This window comes from Methylobacterium brachiatum, from assembly GCF_020523825.1.
GTDB classification, from domain to species: Bacteria; Pseudomonadota; Alphaproteobacteria; order Rhizobiales; family Beijerinckiaceae; genus Methylobacterium; species Methylobacterium brachiatum.
In genome coordinates, this window is sequence record NZ_JAJALK010000023.1 from 57,760 (window position 1) to 74,883 (window position 17,124).

Below are 17,124 nucleotides of genomic sequence, written 5' to 3' on the forward strand. Positions count from 1 at the left end.
CCCTGCTCAGGCAGCCGCGCTGCGAGGCGTGAGCATGACGCGGAAACGTGAAACCCGGTTTTCCGAACGCGTCATGCAGCACACAGGATGAGATCGGCCGGGATCGAACCATCGATGGCGACGATCGAGCGGCTGAAGAAGCGGCCCGACTTCCTGGCGACAGCCGAGGGGCGCCGCTTCCATACCGAGCGCATGACCGCCCAGGGCCGCCTGCGTGATCCGCAGGCCGCGGACGGGCTGAGGCTCGGCTTCACCATCACGAAGCGCGTCGGCCATGCGGTCGAGCGCAACCGCATCCGGCGGCGCCTGCGCGCGGCCGTGAGCCTTGTCGCGCCCGATCTCCCGGGCGAACTGGCCGGGCTGCCCGCCGACATCGTGCTGATCGCCCGGCGTCCAGCCTTGACTGCGCCCTTCGAGGCCCTGGCCGAGGATCTGCGTCGCGCCATCCCGACCGTGACGCGCCCGGCCACGCCGCGGCCGCCCGGTGCGAGATCCGGCGGCAAGTCTGGCAGCAAGTCTGGCGGCCGGCCGTCCAAGACCACACCTCTCCAGCGCGATGCGGGCCGGGCGCCCGCGCAGCCTGCATCCTCCGGCGCATCGGGTCGCGATCCGTCGTCGGGCGATGCCAGAGACTCCCGAATCACGGATGCGCGCGGGCCCGATCGGGCCGGTGCCGCTCCTGTTGCCACTCCGAACGCGTGCGGCGGTGTCCCCGATGGGCAATGACAAGACGAACATGTTCGTGGCCATCGGCCTGTCGCTGCTGGTGCTGCTCGGCTGGCAGTACTTCGTGGCCGGCCCGCGGGTGGAGCAGCAGCGCCTGATCGAGGCGCAGAACAAGGCCGCGCAGCAACAACAGCAGCCGCCGGGCGTGACCCCGGAGGGCGTGCCGTCGCCCTCGCCCAAGGAGGGCGGCCCGGCCGCGCCGGTGCCCGGCACGGTTCCCGGCCAGGGCGGCCCGGTCTCCCGCGAGGCCGCGCTCGCCCGCTCGCCGCGCATCCGCATCGAGACCCCGGCGCTCAGCGGCTCGATCGCCCTCAAGGGCGGCCGCGTCGACGACGTGTCGCTGAAGAACTACCACGAGACCGTGGACCCGAAGAGCCCGGAGATCGTGCTGTTCTCCCCGGCCGGCAGCGAGGCGCCGTACTACGCCGAGTTCGGCTGGGTCGGCGCCAATGCCGGGCCGCTGCCCGGCAGCGAGACCCTCTGGACCAGCGACGGCAAGACGCTCTCCCCCGGCATGCCCGTGACCCTGACCTGGGACAACGGCGCCGGCCTCGTCTTCAAGCGCATCATCGCGGTCGACGACAAGTACATGTTCACCGTCCGCGAGGAGGTCGAGAACAAGGGCTCGGGCGCGGTGACGCTCTACCCGTACAGCCTCGTCTCCCGCTGGGGTAAGCCGCACACCCAGGGCTACTACGTCCTGCACGAGGGCATGATCGGCTATCTCGGCAACGAGGGCCTGCAGGAATTCACCTACGACAAGCTCGCCAAGGAGGGCGCCTATGGCGGCGCCAACACCAAGGGCCACGCCTGGAACGGCGTGAGCGGCGGCTTCGTCGGCATCACCGACAAGTACTGGGCCGCGGCCGTGATGCCCGGCGACCAGAACGCGCCCTATACCGGCGCCTTCACCGACCGCACCGACGGCGCCACCAACGTCTACCAGGCGAGCATCCGCGGCGATGCCGTGAACCTGGAAGCCGGCGCCTCGGCCACCACGACCCAGCGCCTGTTCGCCGGCGCCAAGGAAGTGAACCTGATCAACAACTACGAGAAGGACCTCGGCATCAAGCACTTCGATCTGATGATCGATTGGGGCTGGTTCTTCTTCATCACCAAGCCGATGTTCCGGGCGCTGGACTTCTTCTTCCACCTGTTCGGCAATTTCGGCGTCTCGATCCTGGTGGTCACCTTCTGCCTGAAGCTGCTGTTCCTGCCGATCGCCAACCGCTCCTACGTGTCCATGGCCAAGATGAAGGCCGTGCAGCCCGAGATGGCCGCCATCCGGGAGCGCTACAAGGACGATCGCCTGAAGCAGCAGCAGGCCACGATGGAGCTGTACAAGAAGGAAAAGATCAATCCGGTCGCCGGCTGCTGGCCGGTGCTGATCCAGATCCCGGTCTTCTTCGCGCTCTACAAGGTCCTGTTCATCACCATCGAGATGCGCCACGCGCCGTTCTTCGGCTGGATCCACGATCTCGCGGCGCCGGATCCGACGAGCATCCTCAACCTGTTCGGCCTGCTGCCCTTCCCGGCGCCGGATTTTGTCCATCTCGGCGTCTGGCCGCTGATCATGGGCGTGACCATGTTCGTGCAGATGAAGATGAACCCCGCGCCGCCGGACCCGGTCCAGGCGCAGATCTTCACCTTCATGCCGATCGTGTTCACCTTCATGCTGGGCTCGTTCCCCGCCGGCCTGGTGATCTACTGGGCCTGGAACAACACCCTGTCGGTGATCCAGCAATACGTCATCATGCGTCGCAACGGCGTGAAGGTGGAGCTGTGGGACAACCTGCGGACCACGTTCCGGCGCGGCGGCACCAAGGCGGCGGCCACCAAGGGCTGACAAGGAAAGCCGTGACCGAGACCAACGACGACGCGGCCGACCTCCTGGAGGCCGGCCGCCTGCTGTTTGCCGGCGCGGCCGACTTCTACGCGGCTGCCCAGGTCCTCGACCGCATCCCGCCCATGGAGGGCGTCGAGATCGCGTTCGCGGGGCGCTCGAATGTCGGCAAGTCGAGCCTGATCAACGCGCTGACCGGCCGCAACACCCTGGCGCGCACCTCCCACACGCCGGGGCGGACCCAGCAGCTCAACTTCTTCCGGATCGGCGATCGGCTCTCCCTCGTCGACATGCCGGGCTACGGCTACGCGGCGGTGGAGAAGGCCAAGGTCGAGGCCTGGACCAAGTTGATCCACGCCTACCTGAAGGGCCGGGCCAACCTCGCCCGGGTGTTCATGTTGATCGACGCCCGCCATGGCTTCAAGTCGATCGACACCGACGTGCTCGACGGGCTCGACAAGGCCGCGGTGAGCTACCAGGTGGTCCTCACCAAGGGCGACTCATTGAAGAAGGGCGAGATCGAGAGCCGGATCGCCGGCATCCAGGCGGGTCTGGCCAAGCGGCCGGCGGCCTTCCCGCAGGTCATCCTCACCTCCAGCCGCGATGATCTCGGCGTGCCGGAGCTTCGCGCGGCGATCGCCAAGCTGCTGGTCGAGCGCGGCGCATGAGGGTCTCGGGACTCGACCGGGCGCTCGTGGCGCTGGCCTGCCTGGCGGGGCTGCTCGGCGTCGCGCTCAGCGCGGCGGCGGCCCATATTCCCGGCGCGGATTCGCTCAAGACCGCGGCCCAGTTCCTGCTGTTCCACGCTCCGGCGATCCTCGGGCTCACGGGTCTCGGCCTCCTCGGTCTGGCACGGCCGGCGCTCGCCCGCGGCGCGTCCGGGCTGCTCGTCCTCGGCCTGATCCTGTTCTGCGGCGACCTCTCGGTGCGGACCTGGCTGCAGCAGCCGCTCTTCCCCATGGCCGCCCCCATCGGCGGCTTCGCCCTGATGGGCGGCTGGCTCCTGGGGGCAATCGGCGCCCTGATTCCCGGTCGGCGCTAGCCCCATCACGCCGGGTAACAACGGAGGCGGGACGCATGTCACGCCATCGTGATGTGCCTTAGGAACACCGCATTCCCCCGCTCCCTTCGCTGCGCATGGGATGAGGACCAGGGGGCGGAACGTGGCGAACGGACTCTCGCGGGTGAAGACGCTCGCGCGCAGCTGGGGTACCGCGGCGCGCAACCTCACCCTCGGACGCGACGAGGCGCTGCCGGTCGCCCCCGTATCGCCGCCGCCCCGATCCTACGCGGTCGACGCCGACATCCCGGTCGATATCGGCTGCATCAAGGTCTTCCGCGCCGAGAACTTTCCGGAATCGGGACCGAGCCCGTGGCTCGACCGACCCGACGCGCTGGAAACCATCGCGCGGCGCGTCGCCCGCGGCGAGATCACCGCCAAGCAGGCCGAGATCTGCCGCTACTGGACCGAGCATGGCTACTACGTCGCCCGCGGGGCGATCGACCCCGACACGATCGACGAGGCCTGGGCCGCCTACGAGGCCGCGATCGCCCGAGGCGACCTGACCCTGGCGCCCGAGAAGGCCGCGGCGGACGATCCCCATCCGGGCCGCTACCTCAACCCGCACCTGAAGGTCGAGGAGCTCGACCAGCTGCTCAAGCACCCGGTGCTGGTCAATTTCAGCAGCATGGTTCTGGGTCGCCCCGCGATCCCGTTCCAGACCATCGCCTCGCACAAGGGCAGCCAGCAATCCGAGCACTCGGATTCGATCCACATGACCACCTATCCGCTCGGCTATCTCGCGGCCTGCTGGATCGCCATGGAGGACATCCACGCCGATTGCGGGCCGCTGGTCTATTATCCGGGCACCCACCGCCTGCCGTACCTGTTCAGCCACGACGTCGGCATCTCGACCGACGATTTCCGCGAGCGCGGCTACTCGGCCTATGCGGAGCGCTACGAGCCCGCGATCAAGCGCGAGATCGCCGATCACGGCGCCCAGCCGCAGCACTTCCTGGCCCGCAAGGGCGACGTGCTGTTCTGGCACGCCAATCTCCTGCACGGCGGATCGGCCCGCAACGACCTGCGCCATTCGCGCAAGGCGCTGGTGCACCATTATTTCGCCGAAGGCTGCATCTGCTACCACGACCTCTCGTCGAGCACGTCGGCGGTCCACGGCCCGGTCGAGAGCCTGCCGACTTGCGGCGCGTCGAGCCCCGATATCGCGGTGCGCCAGAAGATCACGTCGTAGCCGGCCCGGAATTCAGGCCGCGCGCACCGACAGGAATTCTAGCGCCGGCCCCTGCGCCTCGGAGAAGACGCCGGCGGTGAGCGCGCCGCCATAGACCGCGGCGGTGTCGAGATTCGTCCGGAACGGGCGCACCTCCGGACGGCCGCTGCGCTGGGGCGTGTGGCCGTGGACCACGTGCCGGCCGAAATCGTGATCCCCCTCGAGGAACGGCTCGCGGATCCACAGGCGGTCATGAACGTCCGAATCCGCCGCCGCGGTGCCGGGGCGCAGGCCGGCATGGACGTACCAGCGCGCCGCGTCCCCGTGCAGGGTCGGCAGCGCCTCGATCCAGTCGAGGGTGTCGCGCGGCAGGCCGGTGAGATCCCGCGCCCCGAACGAGTCGAGCGTGGCGTCGCCGCCGCAATAGAGCCAGTGCCGGGCCGCATCCGGCGACAGGAGCGCGTCAAGCAGCATGCGCTCGTGGTTGCCCATGAGGCAGATGACGCGCTCGGGCTCGGCCCAGTTCAGGCGGCTGATGGTGCGCAGCACCGCGGCGCTGTCGGGGCCGCGGTCGACATAGTCGCCCAGGAAGACCAGGCGGTGGGCGCGGTCCCCGGCATGGGCGGCGATCCGCTCCAGCAACGTATCCAGCAGGTCGGCGCGGCCATGCACGTCGCCGATGGCGTAGGTGAGGGTCTGGGACTCCATGCGCCATCGTCCACAGGAGACGTCGCGCGCGCAAGGCGTGAGGGCGGATCCTCAGCCCTTCGCCTCCCGGGCGTAGCGACCGTCGTACCGGCCCGCCCGGATCTGCGCGAGCACCTCGCTCTCCCGGGCCACCTGCGCACGCACGGCCTCGATCAGGCCGGGCGCGAGCGCGGGCGGGAAGGTCACGACGCCGTCCGCATCGCCCACGACCACGTCGCCCGGGTTCACGGTCCAGCCGCCGATGGACACCGGCAGGTTGGTCGCGCCGGGCCCGGTCTTGAACGGGCCCCTCGGAATCGCGGCGCGGGCGTAGCAGGGGAAATCCGACTCGGCGAAGGCGTCAGTGTCGCGCACGGCCCCGTCCACCACGAAGCCGGCTACGCCGCGGCTCTCCGCGATCGCCTTCATCACGTCGCCCACCAGCGCCCGGCTCGTATCGCCGCCGCCATCGATAACGATCACGTCTCCGCGACGGGCCTGCTCCAGCGCCTGGTGGATCGCGAGGTTGTCGCCGGCCCGCACCTGTACCGTGAAGGCCGTTCCGAGCAGCCGGCCCCGCCGGTGGAAGGCGCGCAAGCCGAGCAGGACCGGCATCCGGTCGAGGCAATCGCTGATCGTCGCCGTGGCGACGTCCTGGAATGCGGCGAGCAGGTCGGGATCGACGGCGGGCGGCGGCGGATTGTGCGTGATGCCGGGCATCGGCGGGGACCTCGCTGACGGCGCGCCGCAGGATCCGGCCGGATCGCGTCGGGGCCGCACCGGGGCGGATCTTGCCTCAGGATCCGCGCGGTGTCGCGTTCGGTGCCGTCAATGCTCGGCGGCCTGGGGGGCGCCGGCGCCGCCGCCGGTGGCCAGCCTACGGCGGGCATCGGCCTGGCCGCTGGTCGTCCCGAAGTAATTCGCCGAATCGCCGAGCTGCACCGCCGGCTGGCAATTCGGGGTGCAGGAGAGCGATTCCCGGTCGAGGCCGCGCTGGACCGTGATGGTCGTATCCCGCGATGCCTCGACCCGGATCATCGTCTCGGCGATCAGGCTGCCGCCGGTATCGAGCGCGATCAGGTTGGTCGAGCCGAAGCTCTTGCCGGTGAGCACGAGCACGCCGTTCTTCTGCGGCGTGACCTCGGCGATGATCGGGTTGCCGACGATGACGGTCGCGGTCTTTTCCGGCAGGCGGATCACCTTGGCGTTGTCCACCAGCACGGTGACGATCGGCAGCGGCTCCGGCTGAGCAGCCGCGACCGACGCGCCCGTTAGCAGGAGGACGAGGCCGGCTCGGGCCCCATTCGACAGGGTGCGGCGCATCGGGCGGTTCTCGGAAGCGACCGGCGCCCGCGCGAGGCGGCGCCTGAAGCTGTAGCGCTAGCCCGGGATCGGTGAAGGAACCGCTAAGCATGAGTAATGCCGCGGCATGTCGAGCGGCGGCGAAACTGATCCTTCACTAAGCTCGCAGACGGACCGGCGCGAACTTTGATCCAGGCGTGATTTAACCGATTTTCAAGGCGTATCGAACAGTCTGCAGCGGCCGCCGATCGGGACGTAGAAATCTTCGTCGGTCATCTCACAAGCTTCACGTTACAAGTTCTTGTTCGAAGGATCGCCTCCTATGAAGACCCTGTTCTCGCGCTTCGCCTCGGACGAGTCCGGCGCCACCGCGATCGAGTACGGCATGATCGCCGCCCTGATCGCCGTCGTGATCATCGGTGCGCTGAAGACCGTCGGCACCTCGCTGTCCGCCAAGTTCAGCGCCATCTCCGGCAACCTGACCGCCACCCAGTAATCGACGTCCGAGCGGTCAGGATCTGCGGCAGGTCCGAGGCTCCGTCGCGTGGCGCGAGGGAGCCTCGGCCGGCCGGATTCGCCGTTCGGCGGCGGCCTCGATCCCGAGCCGCGTACCGGGCAGGCATGGATAGGGTTGGACCCGAGATGGTTGGCGCAGGATCGGCGATCGCGAGCCTCGGCACGGCGGGCTTCGGCCTCATGGTGCTGTTCCCGTTCCTGATGGCCTACGCGGCCGCGAGCGACCTGCTGACGATGCTGATCCCGAACCGGATCTCGTTGGCTCTGGTGGCGGGTTTCGCCCTGCTCGCCCTGACCGGGCCGATGAGCTGGCCCGAGATCGGCCTCCATCTCGGGGCCGGCGCCGCCGTCCTGGCTGGAACCTTCACGCTGTTCGCCTTCGGGGTGATCGGTGGTGGCGACGCGAAGCTCGCCGCCGCCACCGCGCTCTGGCTCGGCTTCGAGGGCCTGGGCGATTATCTCCTGGTCGCCTCCATCTTCGGCGGCGCCCTGACGCTGGCGATCCTGGCCGCGCGCGCCTACCCGCTGCCGATGCGCGTCGCCCGGCTGCCCTTCGCGCTGCATCTTCACGACGCCAAGACCGGCATCCCCTACGGGATCGCGCTGGCTGCCGCCGCGCTCCTCGTCATGCCCGACACCGAGATCTGGACCCGGGCGCTCGCCGGCTGACGCAGCCGCGCCGCACGCACCGGCCAGCACGCGCCAACCGGAGCGATTCCCGGCGACGGGATCTGGAGCCCCGGTCCGGGGCCGGCTAGAACGGAGCCATGTCGTTCGCGCTGCTGCGTCGCCCCGATCCCGGCCACCTCGAGGTCCAGCACGAGGGAGCCAGCTTCCAGATCGCGCTGCGTCGGCGGCCGACCGCGCGCCGGATCACCCTGCGGGTCTCGGCCGCCACCGGCGAGGTCGTGATCACCCTGCCGAGCCGCACCGCGGTGAACACGGCCCAGCGCTTCGCCACCAGCCATGCCGGCTGGATCGCGGCGCGCCTCGCCCGCGTGCCCGAGCGGGTCCTGTTCGTCCCGGACGCGATCCTGCCCCTGCGCGGCGAGCCGCATCGCGTGCATCTGCGCGACACCCGCAGCGGGACGGTGCGCGTCGAGGCGGGGGAGGGGGATCCGGTGCTCTCAGTTTCCTGCGATCCCGCGCATGTCCCGCGCCGGATCCGGGACTACCTGACCCGGGAGGCGCGGCGGGACCTCCTCGAGGCCGTGGAGCGCTACGCGCCGCTGCTCGGCCAGAGGCCGGTGCGCATCACCCTGCGGGACACACGCAGCCGCTGGGGCTCCTGCACGGCCCGGGGCGAGCTGAACTTCTCGTGGCGCCTGATCCTGGCGCCCCCGATGGTGCTCGATTACCTCGTCGCCCACGAGATGGCGCATCTGCGCGAGATGAACCACTCGGCCCAATACTGGGCGCTGCTGCGCGGCCTGTGCTCGAACGTCGACGCCGCCGAGGCGTGGCTGAAGCGCAACGGCACCAGCCTGCACCGCTACGGCTGATCGGGCCTCAGCCCTTGGCGCGCAGAACCTTCTGGCGGGTGACGGTCTCGGCCGGCCAGGACGGCCGCGGATCGACATGGCCCGGCTCGAGCGTGCGCGGGGCCACGCTGTCGCAGACCTCGCGCTGGCGGATGATCACCGGGTTGCCGAAGGCGTCGCGGCGCCGCACCAGGCCGCCCTCGCGGCAATAGCCGGCGATCGCGGCCTGACCGTTGCGGCGGCCATACGGGTTCACCGCCACCGGCGGATGCTCGACGACCAGCGTGTCGGATCGGTTGAGGGAGCGTTCCACGTAGGTGGTCTCGGAGACCGGAAGCGACTGCGCCCCGGCCTGCGCGAGGGTGGCCAGCAAGCAGGCGGCCGAGAGGGCGAACAGGCGCATCACAGCTTCAGGATCCTGCGCTGGAGGAAAAGCGACCTTCATTTAGGTCGTTCTGCAACCCCCGGGTAGCGCCCAGGGGCAACACTGGAGCCGGCATCGCTTGACAGCGCGGGGCTGACCATGGTCGGAACACCCGCGATTTTACGGCCCCGCCGGTCCTCGGCGGTGGCGTTCCGAAGGGTTCGGTGGTGCCGCTTCACGCGAGGCTCGATCGTTTTCGGCGCGTGGTCCGGCGCGTCGCGCTGCCGGTATCCCTCGCCCTGTCCGCCCTGGGGCTCGCCTCCGCCGGGCCGGCCGCCGCCCAGGGCATGGTGCGCAAGACCTTCGACGACTGGCAGCTGCGCTGCGAGACGCCGGCCGGCGCCAAGGCCGAGCAATGCGCGCTCGTGCAGTATCTGGCCGCGGAGGATCGCCCCAACCTCACCCTGGTGGTGATCGTCCTGAAGACCGCCGACAACCGCGGCTATCTGCTGCGCGTGGTGGCGCCGCTGGGCGTGCTCCTTCCCTCCGGCCTCGGCCTGAAGATCGACCAGACCGATGTCGGCCGGGCCGGCTTCGTGCGCTGCCTCACCACCGGTTGCGTGGCCGAGGTGGTGATGGATGACGGCTTGATCCGCCAGTTCAAGGGCGGCACGCAGGCGACCTTCATCGTGTTCCAGACGCCCGAGGAAGGCGTCGGCATTCCGCTCTCGATGAAAGGCTTCGCGGCCGGGTTCGACAGCTTGAAATGACGATGCCGCTCGGGAGCCGCGCGATGATCGGAGGTCGTGACCTGTTTCTGGGCCTGTGCGGCCTGATCCTCGCCGGTTCGCTGGCCGCGGGCCCGGCTCGCGCGGAGGAGGGCAACGTCCTCTCCAACCTGTTCAAGTTCGGCGGCACGACCGTGCCGCCGTCGCAGGCCCAGAGCCTCGATCCGCCCTATTGTCCGCCGGTCGAGGTGGCCGAGAACGGCGCGGCCTATCGCATCCTTGCCGGAAGCGACGTGCGGACCCAGTTCTCGGTCGGCCGTCTCGCCCGGGAATGCACCCGGCGCCCGGACGGCTCGGTCACCGTCAAGGTCGGGGTCGAGGCCAATGTCCTGCTCGGCCCGAAGGGCGCCCCCGGCCGGTTCGACGTGCCGGTGACGATCCAGATCCGCCACGAGGGCAAGGTGCTCGCGAGCCGCGTCGAGCATTCCAGCGTGGTCGTCGGCCCGGGCGAGGCGCAGGGCTTCGCCACCATCGTGGCCGAGGAGCTCACGGTCCCGCCGGCCGCGGCAGAGGATTACGACATCACCGTCGGCGTCGGCAGCGGCAGGACCGCCGGCGGCAAGGCCGCCGCGAAGCCGCGGCGCAAGAAGCCGGCGGTCGCCGCGGAGCCCGCCAGCGGAGGCGACGCTGCCCAGTGATGCCGCGGCGCGTCTTGTCGATCCGATCGCGCTGACGGGGAAAGCCGGACACGGCGCGCCCTGGCTCGGCCGCGCGACGCGCTTCCGGCTGGAGCCGGCCGACGATCCCGTCTTCGATCGCCGCCTCGTCCTGCCCGACAACCCGGCCGGCTGGATCGTGCTGAGCTATGCCGGCGATCCGGGTGCCGTACCCCGCCGGCCGATCCTGCGGGTCCTGCGCGGGGCCGACGGCGCGCCGCAGGATTTCGTCCTGCCGGGCGCCGCGCACGGCTACGCCCACTGGCTCGGCCTGATCCCCCCGGATGCGCGGGAGATCCGCCTGTCGGCCGGCCCCGGCTTCGCGCTGGAGCGGGTCGGGGCTCGGCGCGAGGTCTCCGTGCTCGCCCAATGCCTCTTGCGCCGGCCCTGGCGGTTCGTCTCGGCGCTCTACGAACGCGCGCGCGGGTCCGAGCGGCGCTACCGCGATACGCTGCGCGGCGCCTGCGCGGTGACGCCGCTGACGCAGTACCGGTCCTGGGCGGCATCGCGGGACCGCCCGGCCCGCGCCGTTCCGACCGATCTGCGGATCCGCTGCCTCGTCCTGACCCGATCCGGCGAGGCGGCGGCGCTTGCCGCGACCGTCGACGCGCTGGCCGTGCAGGGCCACCCGGCCCATAGCATCGGCGTCGCCTGGGAGGATGCCCGCCCCGCATCGCCGGATCCCCGGGCCGCGCATCAGATCTGGGACGATCGCGCCACCGCGGCCGACCTGATCGCCGGGGCCGACGCCCTATGCCTGCTCCGGGCCGGCGACATCCCGACCCCCGACGCGCTCGCGCTGCTGGCGCCGGCCCTGGCGGGGGTGGATCTCGCCTACGGCGACGAACTCGGCCCCGAGGACCTGCCGCGGCTCAAGCCGGATTGGAGCCCGGATCTCGCCCTCGCCACCGGCTACGCGAGCGGCGCGCCCCTGTTCGCGCGCACGTTGCTCGACCGGCTGCCGTCCCAGCCGCTCGGATCCATGGCCGAGGCGGCCCTGGCGATCGAGGCCGCGGCGATCGTTGCCGGCGCGCGCGGCGCCCATGTCCCGCGCGTCCTCGCCCGCACGACAAGCGATGTCCTCGATCCGCCGGCGCGTGCGCGGGCGCTCGCTGCCCGCCTCGAGGGGCTGGCCGCCCCGGTCCGGGCCACCTTCCGCAACGGCGCGATCCAGCTCGACTGGCCGCTGCCGAGCCCCGCCCCGAGGGCCAGCATCGTGATCCCGTCGCGCGACCGCCTCGACCTGATCGAGCGGGTCTGCCGCGGCGTGCTGCACGAGACCGCCTATGCCGATCTCGAGCTGATCATCGTCGATAACGGCTCCACCGATCCGACCGTGCTGGCGCATTACGAAAAGCTGCGCCGGGACCCCCGGGTCCGGATCCTGATCGACCCGCGACCCTTCAACTTCGCCGCCATGGTCAATGACGGCGTCGCCGCCGCGACCGGCGCGATCGTGGTGCTGCTCAACAACGATGTGGCGGTTCTGGACCCCGGCTGGCTCGACGCGATGGTCCGCCAGGCCGGCCGCCCGGAGGTCGGGGCCGTCGGCGCAAAGCTCCTCTACGCGGACGGCACCCTGCAGCATGCCGGGGTGGTGGTCGGCCTCGGCGGGCGCGCCGGCCATATCCTGCGGCGGCGTCCCGGCGATACACCGGGCCATCTCGGCCGCCTGCGCGTGGCCCACGAGGTCTCGGCCGTAACCGCCGCCTGCCTCGCCGTATCGCGCGACAAGTACCTGGCGGTCGGCGGCTTCGATGCCGAATCCTTCCCGGTGGATTTCAACGATGTCGATTTCTGCCTGCGGCTGGGCGCCGCCGGCTGGAAGACGATCTGGACCCCGTCCGCCACCCTGGCCCATCTCGAATCCGTCAGCCGGGGGCCGTCGGTCGGGGCCAAGCGCGCCCGTTTCGAGCAGGAGGCCGCCCGGTTCTCCGAGCGCTGGCGCGATGTGATCCGCCACGATCCGTATTACCATCCCGCCCTGTCGCTCACGACCTTCGGCGAGGATCTCGAATGATGCGGCGGCCATGAAACGGCCTGCGCCGGAGCTTGCGGAGACGCTGCATCTCGGCATCCCGCGCCGCCCCGGCCGCGCGATGCTCGCTGCGCTGCGCCATCTTCTCGGCCGCCCCCGGGCGACGGGAGAGATCCTGCTCGCGCGGCTCCAGGGCCGACGCCTGCGCGCGCGCCAGAAGCTGGCGGCCCTGGTCGGGATCGACCACCGGATCGCGCTCCCGGCGGGCATCCTCGATCGCTTCCCGCCCGCGCCGTCCCCGCCGCGCGACGCCATCCGGGTGTTCGGCGACGGCGTCCTCGTCCCGGGCGCGGCCGCGCGCATCGCCGCCGCCTTCGCGGCCGATCTCGAACTCCAGGCGGTCTACGGCGATGCGCTGATTCAGGACCGCGCGCGCGGCCCGGTGCGGCCGCTGCTCCCGCCGGTCTTCGACGCCGACCTGCTGGCCGCTGTCGATTATCTCGAGCCCCTGCTGGCCTGCCGTCCGGGAGCCCTGGCGCCGGAGACGCAGCCGAGCGGGCCCGCCGACGCCGCGTTCCAGATCGCCGAGCGGTACGGCGCCCGCACGATCGGCCACCTGCCCGAGATCCTCGCGATCCGGCGCGGCGACCCGGCCGACACCGTGTCGCCGGCAGGGGAGGGGGGGCGGCACCGCCATCGCGACGCCCTGCGCCGCCACCTCGACCGGTCGGGCCAGGCCGCGAGCCGCACCGTCGTCGACGAGCACGGCCTCCTGCAGGTCGAGCACCCTTTGCCCGATCCGCGACCCCTGGTGAGCGTCATCGTGCCGACCCGCGACCGGCTCGACCTGCTCCGCCCCTGCCTCGACAGCCTCGCGACCTGCACCGACTGGCCGAACCTCGAGATCCTGGTCTGCGATAACGACAGCCGCGAGCCCGAGACGCTGGCCTTCCTGCAAAACCTCGAGCGTGAGGGGAGGGGGGGCGTCGTGCCCTGTCCCGGGCCGTTCAACTTCGCCGCGATGAACAATGCCGCCGCCGCCCGCGCCCGCGGTGCGCTGCTGGTCTTCGTCAACAACGACGTCGAGGCGTTCCGGCCGGATTGGCTCGCCCGGATGGCCCGGGAGGCCCTGCGTCCGGAGATCGGCGCGGTCGGCGCCCGGCTCCTCGACGGCGAGGGTCGGATCCAGCACGGCGGCATCGTGCTGGGCACCGGCGGCCTGGTCACGCACGCGCACCGCCACTTCCCCGGGGACGCCCCGGGTTATCTCGCGGGCCTGCGCGCGACCCACGCGGTGTCCGCGGTCACCGCCGCCTGCCTGATGGTCGAGACCCGAAAATTCCGGGCGGTCGGGGGCTTCGACGATGCGGATTTCGCGGTCGATTTCAACGATGTCGACCTGTGCCTGCGCCTGAACGCGGCAGGTCACCATACGCTGCTGGTGCCCGGGGCGGTGCTGCATCACCGCGAATCGGCGAGCCGCCGCTGGACCCGGGAGGCCCGCGCCCGCCACGAGCGCGAGATCGCGGCGCTCAAAAAGCGATGGGGGCCGCTGCTGGTGCAGGACCCCCATTATCACCCGGGCTTCGACTCGGATCTCTCGACCCACGCACGCCTGCGCCCGGGGTTTCCGGAAGCGGGTCCGGCACCGGTGCGACGCCCGCCCGCCTAGAGCATCGTCCCGAAAGGTGCCCGCCGGCTTCCGGGTCGGGCGAGGCGCGAGGCCCGGCCTACTGGACGAGGCGCGGGCCGCCGCCCTGGACCTTCTCGTTCTCCGACATGATCCCGAGCCGCTTGGCGACTTCCGTATAGGCCTCGATCAGGCCGCCCAGATCCTTGCGGAACCGGTCCTTGTCGAGCTTATCCGAGGACTTGATGTCCCACAGCCGGCACGAATCCGGGGAGATCTCATCGGCCACGACGATGCGCATCATGTCGCCTTCCCACAGGCGGCCGGTCTCGATCTTGAAGTCCACGAGCCGGATGCCGACGCCGAGGAAGAGCCCCGACAGGAAGTCGTTGACGCGGATCGCCAGCGCCATGATGTCGTCGATCTCCTGGGGCGTCGCCCAGCCGAACGCGGTGATGTGCTCCTCCGACACCATCGGGTCGTTGAGCGCGTCGTTCTTGTAGTAGAACTCGATGATCGAGCGCGGCAGCTGGGTGCCTTCCTCCAGGCCCAGCCGGGTCGCCAGCGAGCCCGCCGCGACGTTGCGCACCACCACCTCGAGCGGGATGATCTCGACCTCCCGGATCAGCTGCTCGCGCATGTTCAGCCGGCGGATGAAGTGCGTCGGCACGCCGATGTCGTTGAGGTGCTGGAACACGAATTCCGAGATCCGGTTGTTCAGCACGCCCTTGCCGTCGATGATCTCGTGCTTCTTCGCGTTGAAGGCCGTGGCGTCATCCTTGAAGTGCTGGATGAGCGTCCCGGGCTCGGGCCCCTCGTAGAGGACCTTCGCCTTGCCCTCGTAGATGCGACGGCGGCGGTTCATAGGCGTGTACCGTGGTTTGAGGAAGTCCATGGGCCGAGGCTCCTGATGCGCGACGATTGGGAGGAATCCGCGGCGCGGCGACCGGATGCTGAGGTCGGGCAGCCGGACGGCCTCTGCCCGAGGGCCCGGCTACTGCCGTTCAAACTAGCCGAACCGGGGTTCCAGCACAACGCGTTGGCCCGCAGGGCGGGATTGCGGGCGCGGGCCCGGACGTGCCGCCGACCGCCTGCGCGCCTCGCCCATCACGCCGTCACGCGGCGGTCTTCGACGGGTATCGGCAGAGATCGGCGATGAGGCAGCGCGGGCATTCGGGCTTGCGCGCCTTGCAGGTGTAGCGGCCGTGCAGGATCAGCCAGTGATGGGCATGCAGCCGGTAGGGCTCCGGCACGATCGCCTCCAGCCCGGCCTGGACCTTGTCGGTGGTGCTTCCGACGAAGAGCGGGATCCGATTCGAGACCCGGAAGATATGGGTGTCGACCGCGATCCGCGGCACCTGGAAGGCGATGTTCAGCACGACGCTCGCCGTCTTCGCCCCGACCCCGGGCAGCACCTGCAGCGCCTCGAGGCTCGCCGGCACCGCGCCGCCATGCTGCTCGACCAGGATGCGCGAGAGCGCGATGACGTTCTTCGCCTTGGTGTTGAACAGCCCGATCGTGCGGATGAAGCCGCGGACCGTCTCCTCGCCGAGCGCCAGCATCTTCTCGGGTGTGTCAGCCACCGCGAAGAGCGGGCCGGTGGCGAGGTTGACGCCGCGATCGGTCGCCTGCGCCGACAGGACCACGGCGACCAGCAGGGTAAACGGGTTGACGTAGCGCAGCTCGCCCTTCGGCTCCGGCTCGGCCGCGTGGAAGCGCCGGAAGATCTCGGTGAGCGTCGCCGGATCGACTGCCTCCGGCGCGGTTTCGATTCGGGCGGTCTGGGCCGGGCCGATCCGTCCGCCAAGACGCCCGGACGCCGCGGCCTTCGCGGTCCCGCCTGCGGCACGCCGTCGAGGGGGGCTGTTAACCGAGGGCGGAGGCTTTCTGGCGGGCATCGGCGCGTTATATGGATCGCATGGCGACCGGCAATCCTTCCGTCCATCCGCACGGGCTCGACCCGGACACGATCGACCGGCCGGTTTTCTCCGCCACCATCCGGCCGCATCAATCCCTGAGCCGTCTCGGCTTCCGCATCGTGATGACCGGTTGCTGCCTGGTCTCGCTCACCGTCTCGGTCTGGGCCTGGCGGATGGGGTTCTGGCCGGTGGCCGGGTTCTTCGGCCTCGACATGCTGGCGATCTACGCGGCGTTGAAGGTGAGCTTCCGGCGCGGCCGCTCCTTCGAAGAGGTGATGATCTCGCAGATCGAGATCCTGCTCGCCCGGGTCAGTTACACGGGCGAGCGGCACGAATGGCGGTTCAATCCGCTCTGGACCAAGATCGTGACGGTCGAGGACGACGAGTACGGGCTCCAGCGACTCACCCTGGTGTCGCGGCGACAGCAAGCTCTGGTCGCGCGCGATGCCGATCCGGACGAGCGCGCACGCATCGCCCAGGGCCTCGGCCGTGCGCTGGCCCAGGTGAAGAAGGGCTACTGAACGCTGCGCGCCGGTTTTCCGGATTCACCCAGGCCCACGATCGCACCGCAACAAACCGGTTGACGGCCCCGGTTCACCTGCCTATAGAGCTGTCCATCGGCGCCGGCCGCGGAAGTGGCCCGGGCGCTGAAGCATCTTCTGACAGGATCGGCGATTGGCCGGCGGGTTTGCCGGGCGGTCTGCTGTTTTTGTTCGATGCCGACCCTGAGGTCTTCTCCGCTTCGGCGGGCTGAATGACGGGGTTGACAGGGAGATCGGCGGGCTCTAAACGCCCTCCACCGCTGAGGCGGCCGACCGGACGGTCTGGCCAGTATCACGGTTCTCCAAGTCGGACAAGCGGTGGATCGGGGTCTCGGCCCGGATCGAAGTCTCGTCTGCAGCGATACCGGTTCTGCCGGTGCCGCGGGTCTTTGACATTGTTGGATTTGAGGAAGGGAGACGCGGACGGCGTTTGTCCTTGCGGCTGGGGCTTCGTGCCCTGG

The 17,124-nt window shown here is 70.4% G+C and carries 19 protein-coding genes; 13 read left to right on the forward strand and 6 right to left on the reverse strand.

Going from position 1 to position 17,124, the window contains the following annotated elements; genetic code table 11:
- The first annotated feature begins 114 nt into the window (after positions 1-114).
- From rnpA to LGR69_RS28975, 5 genes are all read left to right on the forward strand, one after another.
- Positions 115-726: a ribonuclease P protein component gene (rnpA, locus tag LGR69_RS28955; RefSeq protein ID WP_122161369.1), complete on the forward strand. Its 612-nt coding sequence runs from the start codon at positions 115-117 to the stop codon at positions 724-726.
- Positions 716-2,572, forward strand: coding sequence for a membrane protein insertase YidC (yidC, locus tag LGR69_RS28960; RefSeq protein ID WP_230368207.1), 1,857 nt, complete (start codon positions 716-718; stop codon positions 2,570-2,572). Before rnpA ends, yidC begins: the two co-directional genes overlap by 11 nt.
- Before the next feature lie 11 nt (positions 2,573-2,583).
- Positions 2,584-3,237, forward strand: a complete 654-nt coding sequence (gene yihA / locus LGR69_RS28965) for a ribosome biogenesis GTP-binding protein YihA/YsxC (RefSeq protein ID WP_230368208.1) — start codon at positions 2,584-2,586, stop codon at positions 3,235-3,237.
- Positions 3,234-3,611, forward strand: coding sequence for a DUF423 domain-containing protein (locus LGR69_RS28970; protein ID WP_230368209.1), 378 nt, complete (start codon positions 3,234-3,236; stop codon positions 3,609-3,611). The genes yihA and LGR69_RS28970 overlap by 4 nt, the downstream gene beginning before the upstream one ends.
- 121 nt (positions 3,612-3,732) lie before the next feature.
- Positions 3,733-4,821, forward strand: coding sequence for a phytanoyl-CoA dioxygenase family protein (locus tag LGR69_RS28975; RefSeq protein ID WP_230368210.1), 1,089 nt, complete (start codon positions 3,733-3,735; stop codon positions 4,819-4,821).
- Positions 4,822-4,833: 12 nt separating this feature from the next.
- Here LGR69_RS28975 and LGR69_RS28980 read toward each other — a convergent pair whose 3' ends face one another.
- From LGR69_RS28980 to LGR69_RS28990, 3 genes are all read right to left on the reverse strand, one after another.
- Positions 4,834-5,508: a metallophosphoesterase family protein gene (locus tag LGR69_RS28980; RefSeq protein ID WP_230368211.1), complete on the reverse strand. Its 675-nt coding sequence runs from the start codon at positions 5,506-5,508 to the stop codon at positions 4,834-4,836.
- A gap of 51 nt (positions 5,509-5,559) precedes the next feature.
- On the reverse strand, positions 5,560-6,207 hold the full coding sequence (locus LGR69_RS28985) for an RraA family protein (protein WP_230368213.1): 648 nt from the start codon (positions 6,205-6,207) through the stop codon (positions 5,560-5,562).
- A gap of 108 nt (positions 6,208-6,315) precedes the next feature.
- The gene (locus LGR69_RS28990; RefSeq protein ID WP_007558093.1) at positions 6,316-6,810 is read right to left on the reverse strand and encodes a pilus assembly protein N-terminal domain-containing protein; all 495 of its coding nucleotides are present in this window, start codon (positions 6,808-6,810) and stop codon (positions 6,316-6,318) included.
- 301 nt (positions 6,811-7,111) lie between these two features.
- Here LGR69_RS28990 and LGR69_RS28995 point away from each other — a divergent pair, with 301 nt between their 5' ends.
- The 3 genes from LGR69_RS28995 to LGR69_RS29005 all read left to right on the forward strand — a co-directional run bounded on the left by LGR69_RS28995 (position 7,112) and on the right by LGR69_RS29005 (position 8,807).
- Positions 7,112-7,285: a Flp family type IVb pilin gene (locus tag LGR69_RS28995; protein WP_007558091.1), complete on the forward strand. Its 174-nt coding sequence runs from the start codon at positions 7,112-7,114 to the stop codon at positions 7,283-7,285.
- 146 nt (positions 7,286-7,431) lie between these two features.
- Positions 7,432-7,974, forward strand: a complete 543-nt coding sequence (locus LGR69_RS29000) for an A24 family peptidase (protein WP_230368215.1) — start codon at positions 7,432-7,434, stop codon at positions 7,972-7,974.
- A gap of 98 nt (positions 7,975-8,072) precedes the next feature.
- Positions 8,073-8,807 (forward strand): M48 family metallopeptidase, encoded by a 735-nt coding sequence (locus tag LGR69_RS29005; RefSeq protein ID WP_230368216.1) that lies wholly within the window; start codon positions 8,073-8,075, stop codon positions 8,805-8,807.
- Positions 8,808-8,814: 7 nt separating this feature from the next.
- Here the strand turns inward: LGR69_RS29005 and LGR69_RS29010 are convergent, their stop codons facing one another.
- Complete coding sequence (locus LGR69_RS29010; RefSeq protein ID WP_230368217.1) at positions 8,815-9,189, reverse strand: hypothetical protein; 375 nt, start codon at positions 9,187-9,189, stop codon at positions 8,815-8,817.
- Positions 9,190-9,413: 224 nt separating this feature from the next.
- Between LGR69_RS29010 and LGR69_RS29015 the strand changes: the two genes are divergently transcribed.
- The 4 genes from LGR69_RS29015 (at position 9,414) to LGR69_RS29030 (ending at position 14,244) form a co-directional block, all read left to right on the forward strand.
- On the forward strand, positions 9,414-9,920 hold the full coding sequence (locus LGR69_RS29015; protein WP_039901894.1) for an invasion associated locus B family protein: 507 nt from the start codon (positions 9,414-9,416) through the stop codon (positions 9,918-9,920).
- 23 nt (positions 9,921-9,943) lie between these two features.
- Positions 9,944-10,576 carry a hypothetical protein gene (locus LGR69_RS29020; protein WP_230368218.1) on the forward strand — a complete coding sequence of 211 codons (633 nt, stop codon included), beginning with the start codon at positions 9,944-9,946 and terminating at the stop codon, positions 10,574-10,576.
- A gap of 157 nt (positions 10,577-10,733) precedes the next feature.
- Positions 10,734-12,614, forward strand: a complete 1,881-nt coding sequence (locus tag LGR69_RS29025) for a glycosyltransferase family 2 protein (RefSeq protein WP_230368219.1) — start codon at positions 10,734-10,736, stop codon at positions 12,612-12,614.
- Positions 12,615-12,624: 10 nt separating this feature from the next.
- Positions 12,625-14,244 carry a glycosyltransferase family 2 protein gene (locus tag LGR69_RS29030; protein WP_230368220.1) on the forward strand — a complete coding sequence of 540 codons (1,620 nt, stop codon included), beginning with the start codon at positions 12,625-12,627 and terminating at the stop codon, positions 14,242-14,244.
- A gap of 58 nt (positions 14,245-14,302) precedes the next feature.
- Here the strand turns inward: LGR69_RS29030 and purC are convergent, their stop codons facing one another.
- A complete protein-coding gene (gene purC, locus LGR69_RS29035) occupies positions 14,303-15,097 on the reverse strand; it encodes a phosphoribosylaminoimidazolesuccinocarboxamide synthase (protein ID WP_007558076.1) in 795 nt (264 codons plus the stop codon).
- Positions 15,098-15,317: 220 nt separating this feature from the next.
- Positions 15,318-16,100 carry an endonuclease III gene (gene nth / locus LGR69_RS29040; RefSeq protein WP_230368221.1) on the reverse strand — a complete coding sequence of 261 codons (783 nt, stop codon included), beginning with the start codon at positions 16,098-16,100 and terminating at the stop codon, positions 15,318-15,320.
- 20 nt (positions 16,101-16,120) lie between these two features.
- On the opposite strand from nth, the gene LGR69_RS29045 reads away from it, so the two are divergent.
- Entirely contained in the window at positions 16,121-16,642 is a 522-nt protein-coding gene (locus tag LGR69_RS29045) for a DUF2244 domain-containing protein (RefSeq protein ID WP_007558071.1), read from the forward strand.
- The last annotated feature ends 482 nt before the right edge of the window (positions 16,643-17,124 follow it).

Bases quoted from the DNA above. Each gene is read 5' to 3' on its own strand.
- rnpA (WP_122161369.1), top strand. From the start codon at position 115: ATGGCGACGATCGAGCGGCTGAAGAAGCGGCCCGACTTCCTGGCGACA.
- yidC (WP_230368207.1), top strand. From the start codon at position 716: ATGGGCAATGACAAGACGAACATGTTCGTGGCCATCGGCCTGTCGCTG.
- LGR69_RS28970 (WP_230368209.1), top strand. From the start codon at position 3,234: ATGAGGGTCTCGGGACTCGACCGGGCGCTCGTGGCGCTGGCCTGCCTG.
- LGR69_RS28980 (WP_230368211.1), bottom strand. From the start codon at position 5,508: ATGGAGTCCCAGACCCTCACCTACGCCATCGGCGACGTGCATGGCCGC.
- LGR69_RS28985 (WP_230368213.1), bottom strand. From the start codon at position 6,207: ATGCCCGGCATCACGCACAATCCGCCGCCGCCCGCCGTCGATCCCGAC.
- LGR69_RS28990 (WP_007558093.1), bottom strand. From the start codon at position 6,810: ATGCGCCGCACCCTGTCGAATGGGGCCCGAGCCGGCCTCGTCCTCCTG.
- LGR69_RS28995 (WP_007558091.1), top strand. From the start codon at position 7,112: ATGAAGACCCTGTTCTCGCGCTTCGCCTCGGACGAGTCCGGCGCCACC.
- LGR69_RS29000 (WP_230368215.1), top strand. From the start codon at position 7,432: ATGGTTGGCGCAGGATCGGCGATCGCGAGCCTCGGCACGGCGGGCTTC.
- LGR69_RS29005 (WP_230368216.1), top strand. From the start codon at position 8,073: ATGTCGTTCGCGCTGCTGCGTCGCCCCGATCCCGGCCACCTCGAGGTC.
- LGR69_RS29010 (WP_230368217.1), bottom strand. From the start codon at position 9,189: ATGCGCCTGTTCGCCCTCTCGGCCGCCTGCTTGCTGGCCACCCTCGCG.
- LGR69_RS29020 (WP_230368218.1), top strand. From the start codon at position 9,944: ATGATCGGAGGTCGTGACCTGTTTCTGGGCCTGTGCGGCCTGATCCTC.
- LGR69_RS29030 (WP_230368220.1), top strand. From the start codon at position 12,625: ATGAAACGGCCTGCGCCGGAGCTTGCGGAGACGCTGCATCTCGGCATC.
- purC (WP_007558076.1), bottom strand. From the start codon at position 15,097: ATGGACTTCCTCAAACCACGGTACACGCCTATGAACCGCCGCCGTCGC.
- nth (WP_230368221.1), bottom strand. From the start codon at position 16,100: ATGCCCGCCAGAAAGCCTCCGCCCTCGGTTAACAGCCCCCCTCGACGG.
- LGR69_RS29045 (WP_007558071.1), top strand. From the start codon at position 16,121: ATGGCGACCGGCAATCCTTCCGTCCATCCGCACGGGCTCGACCCGGAC.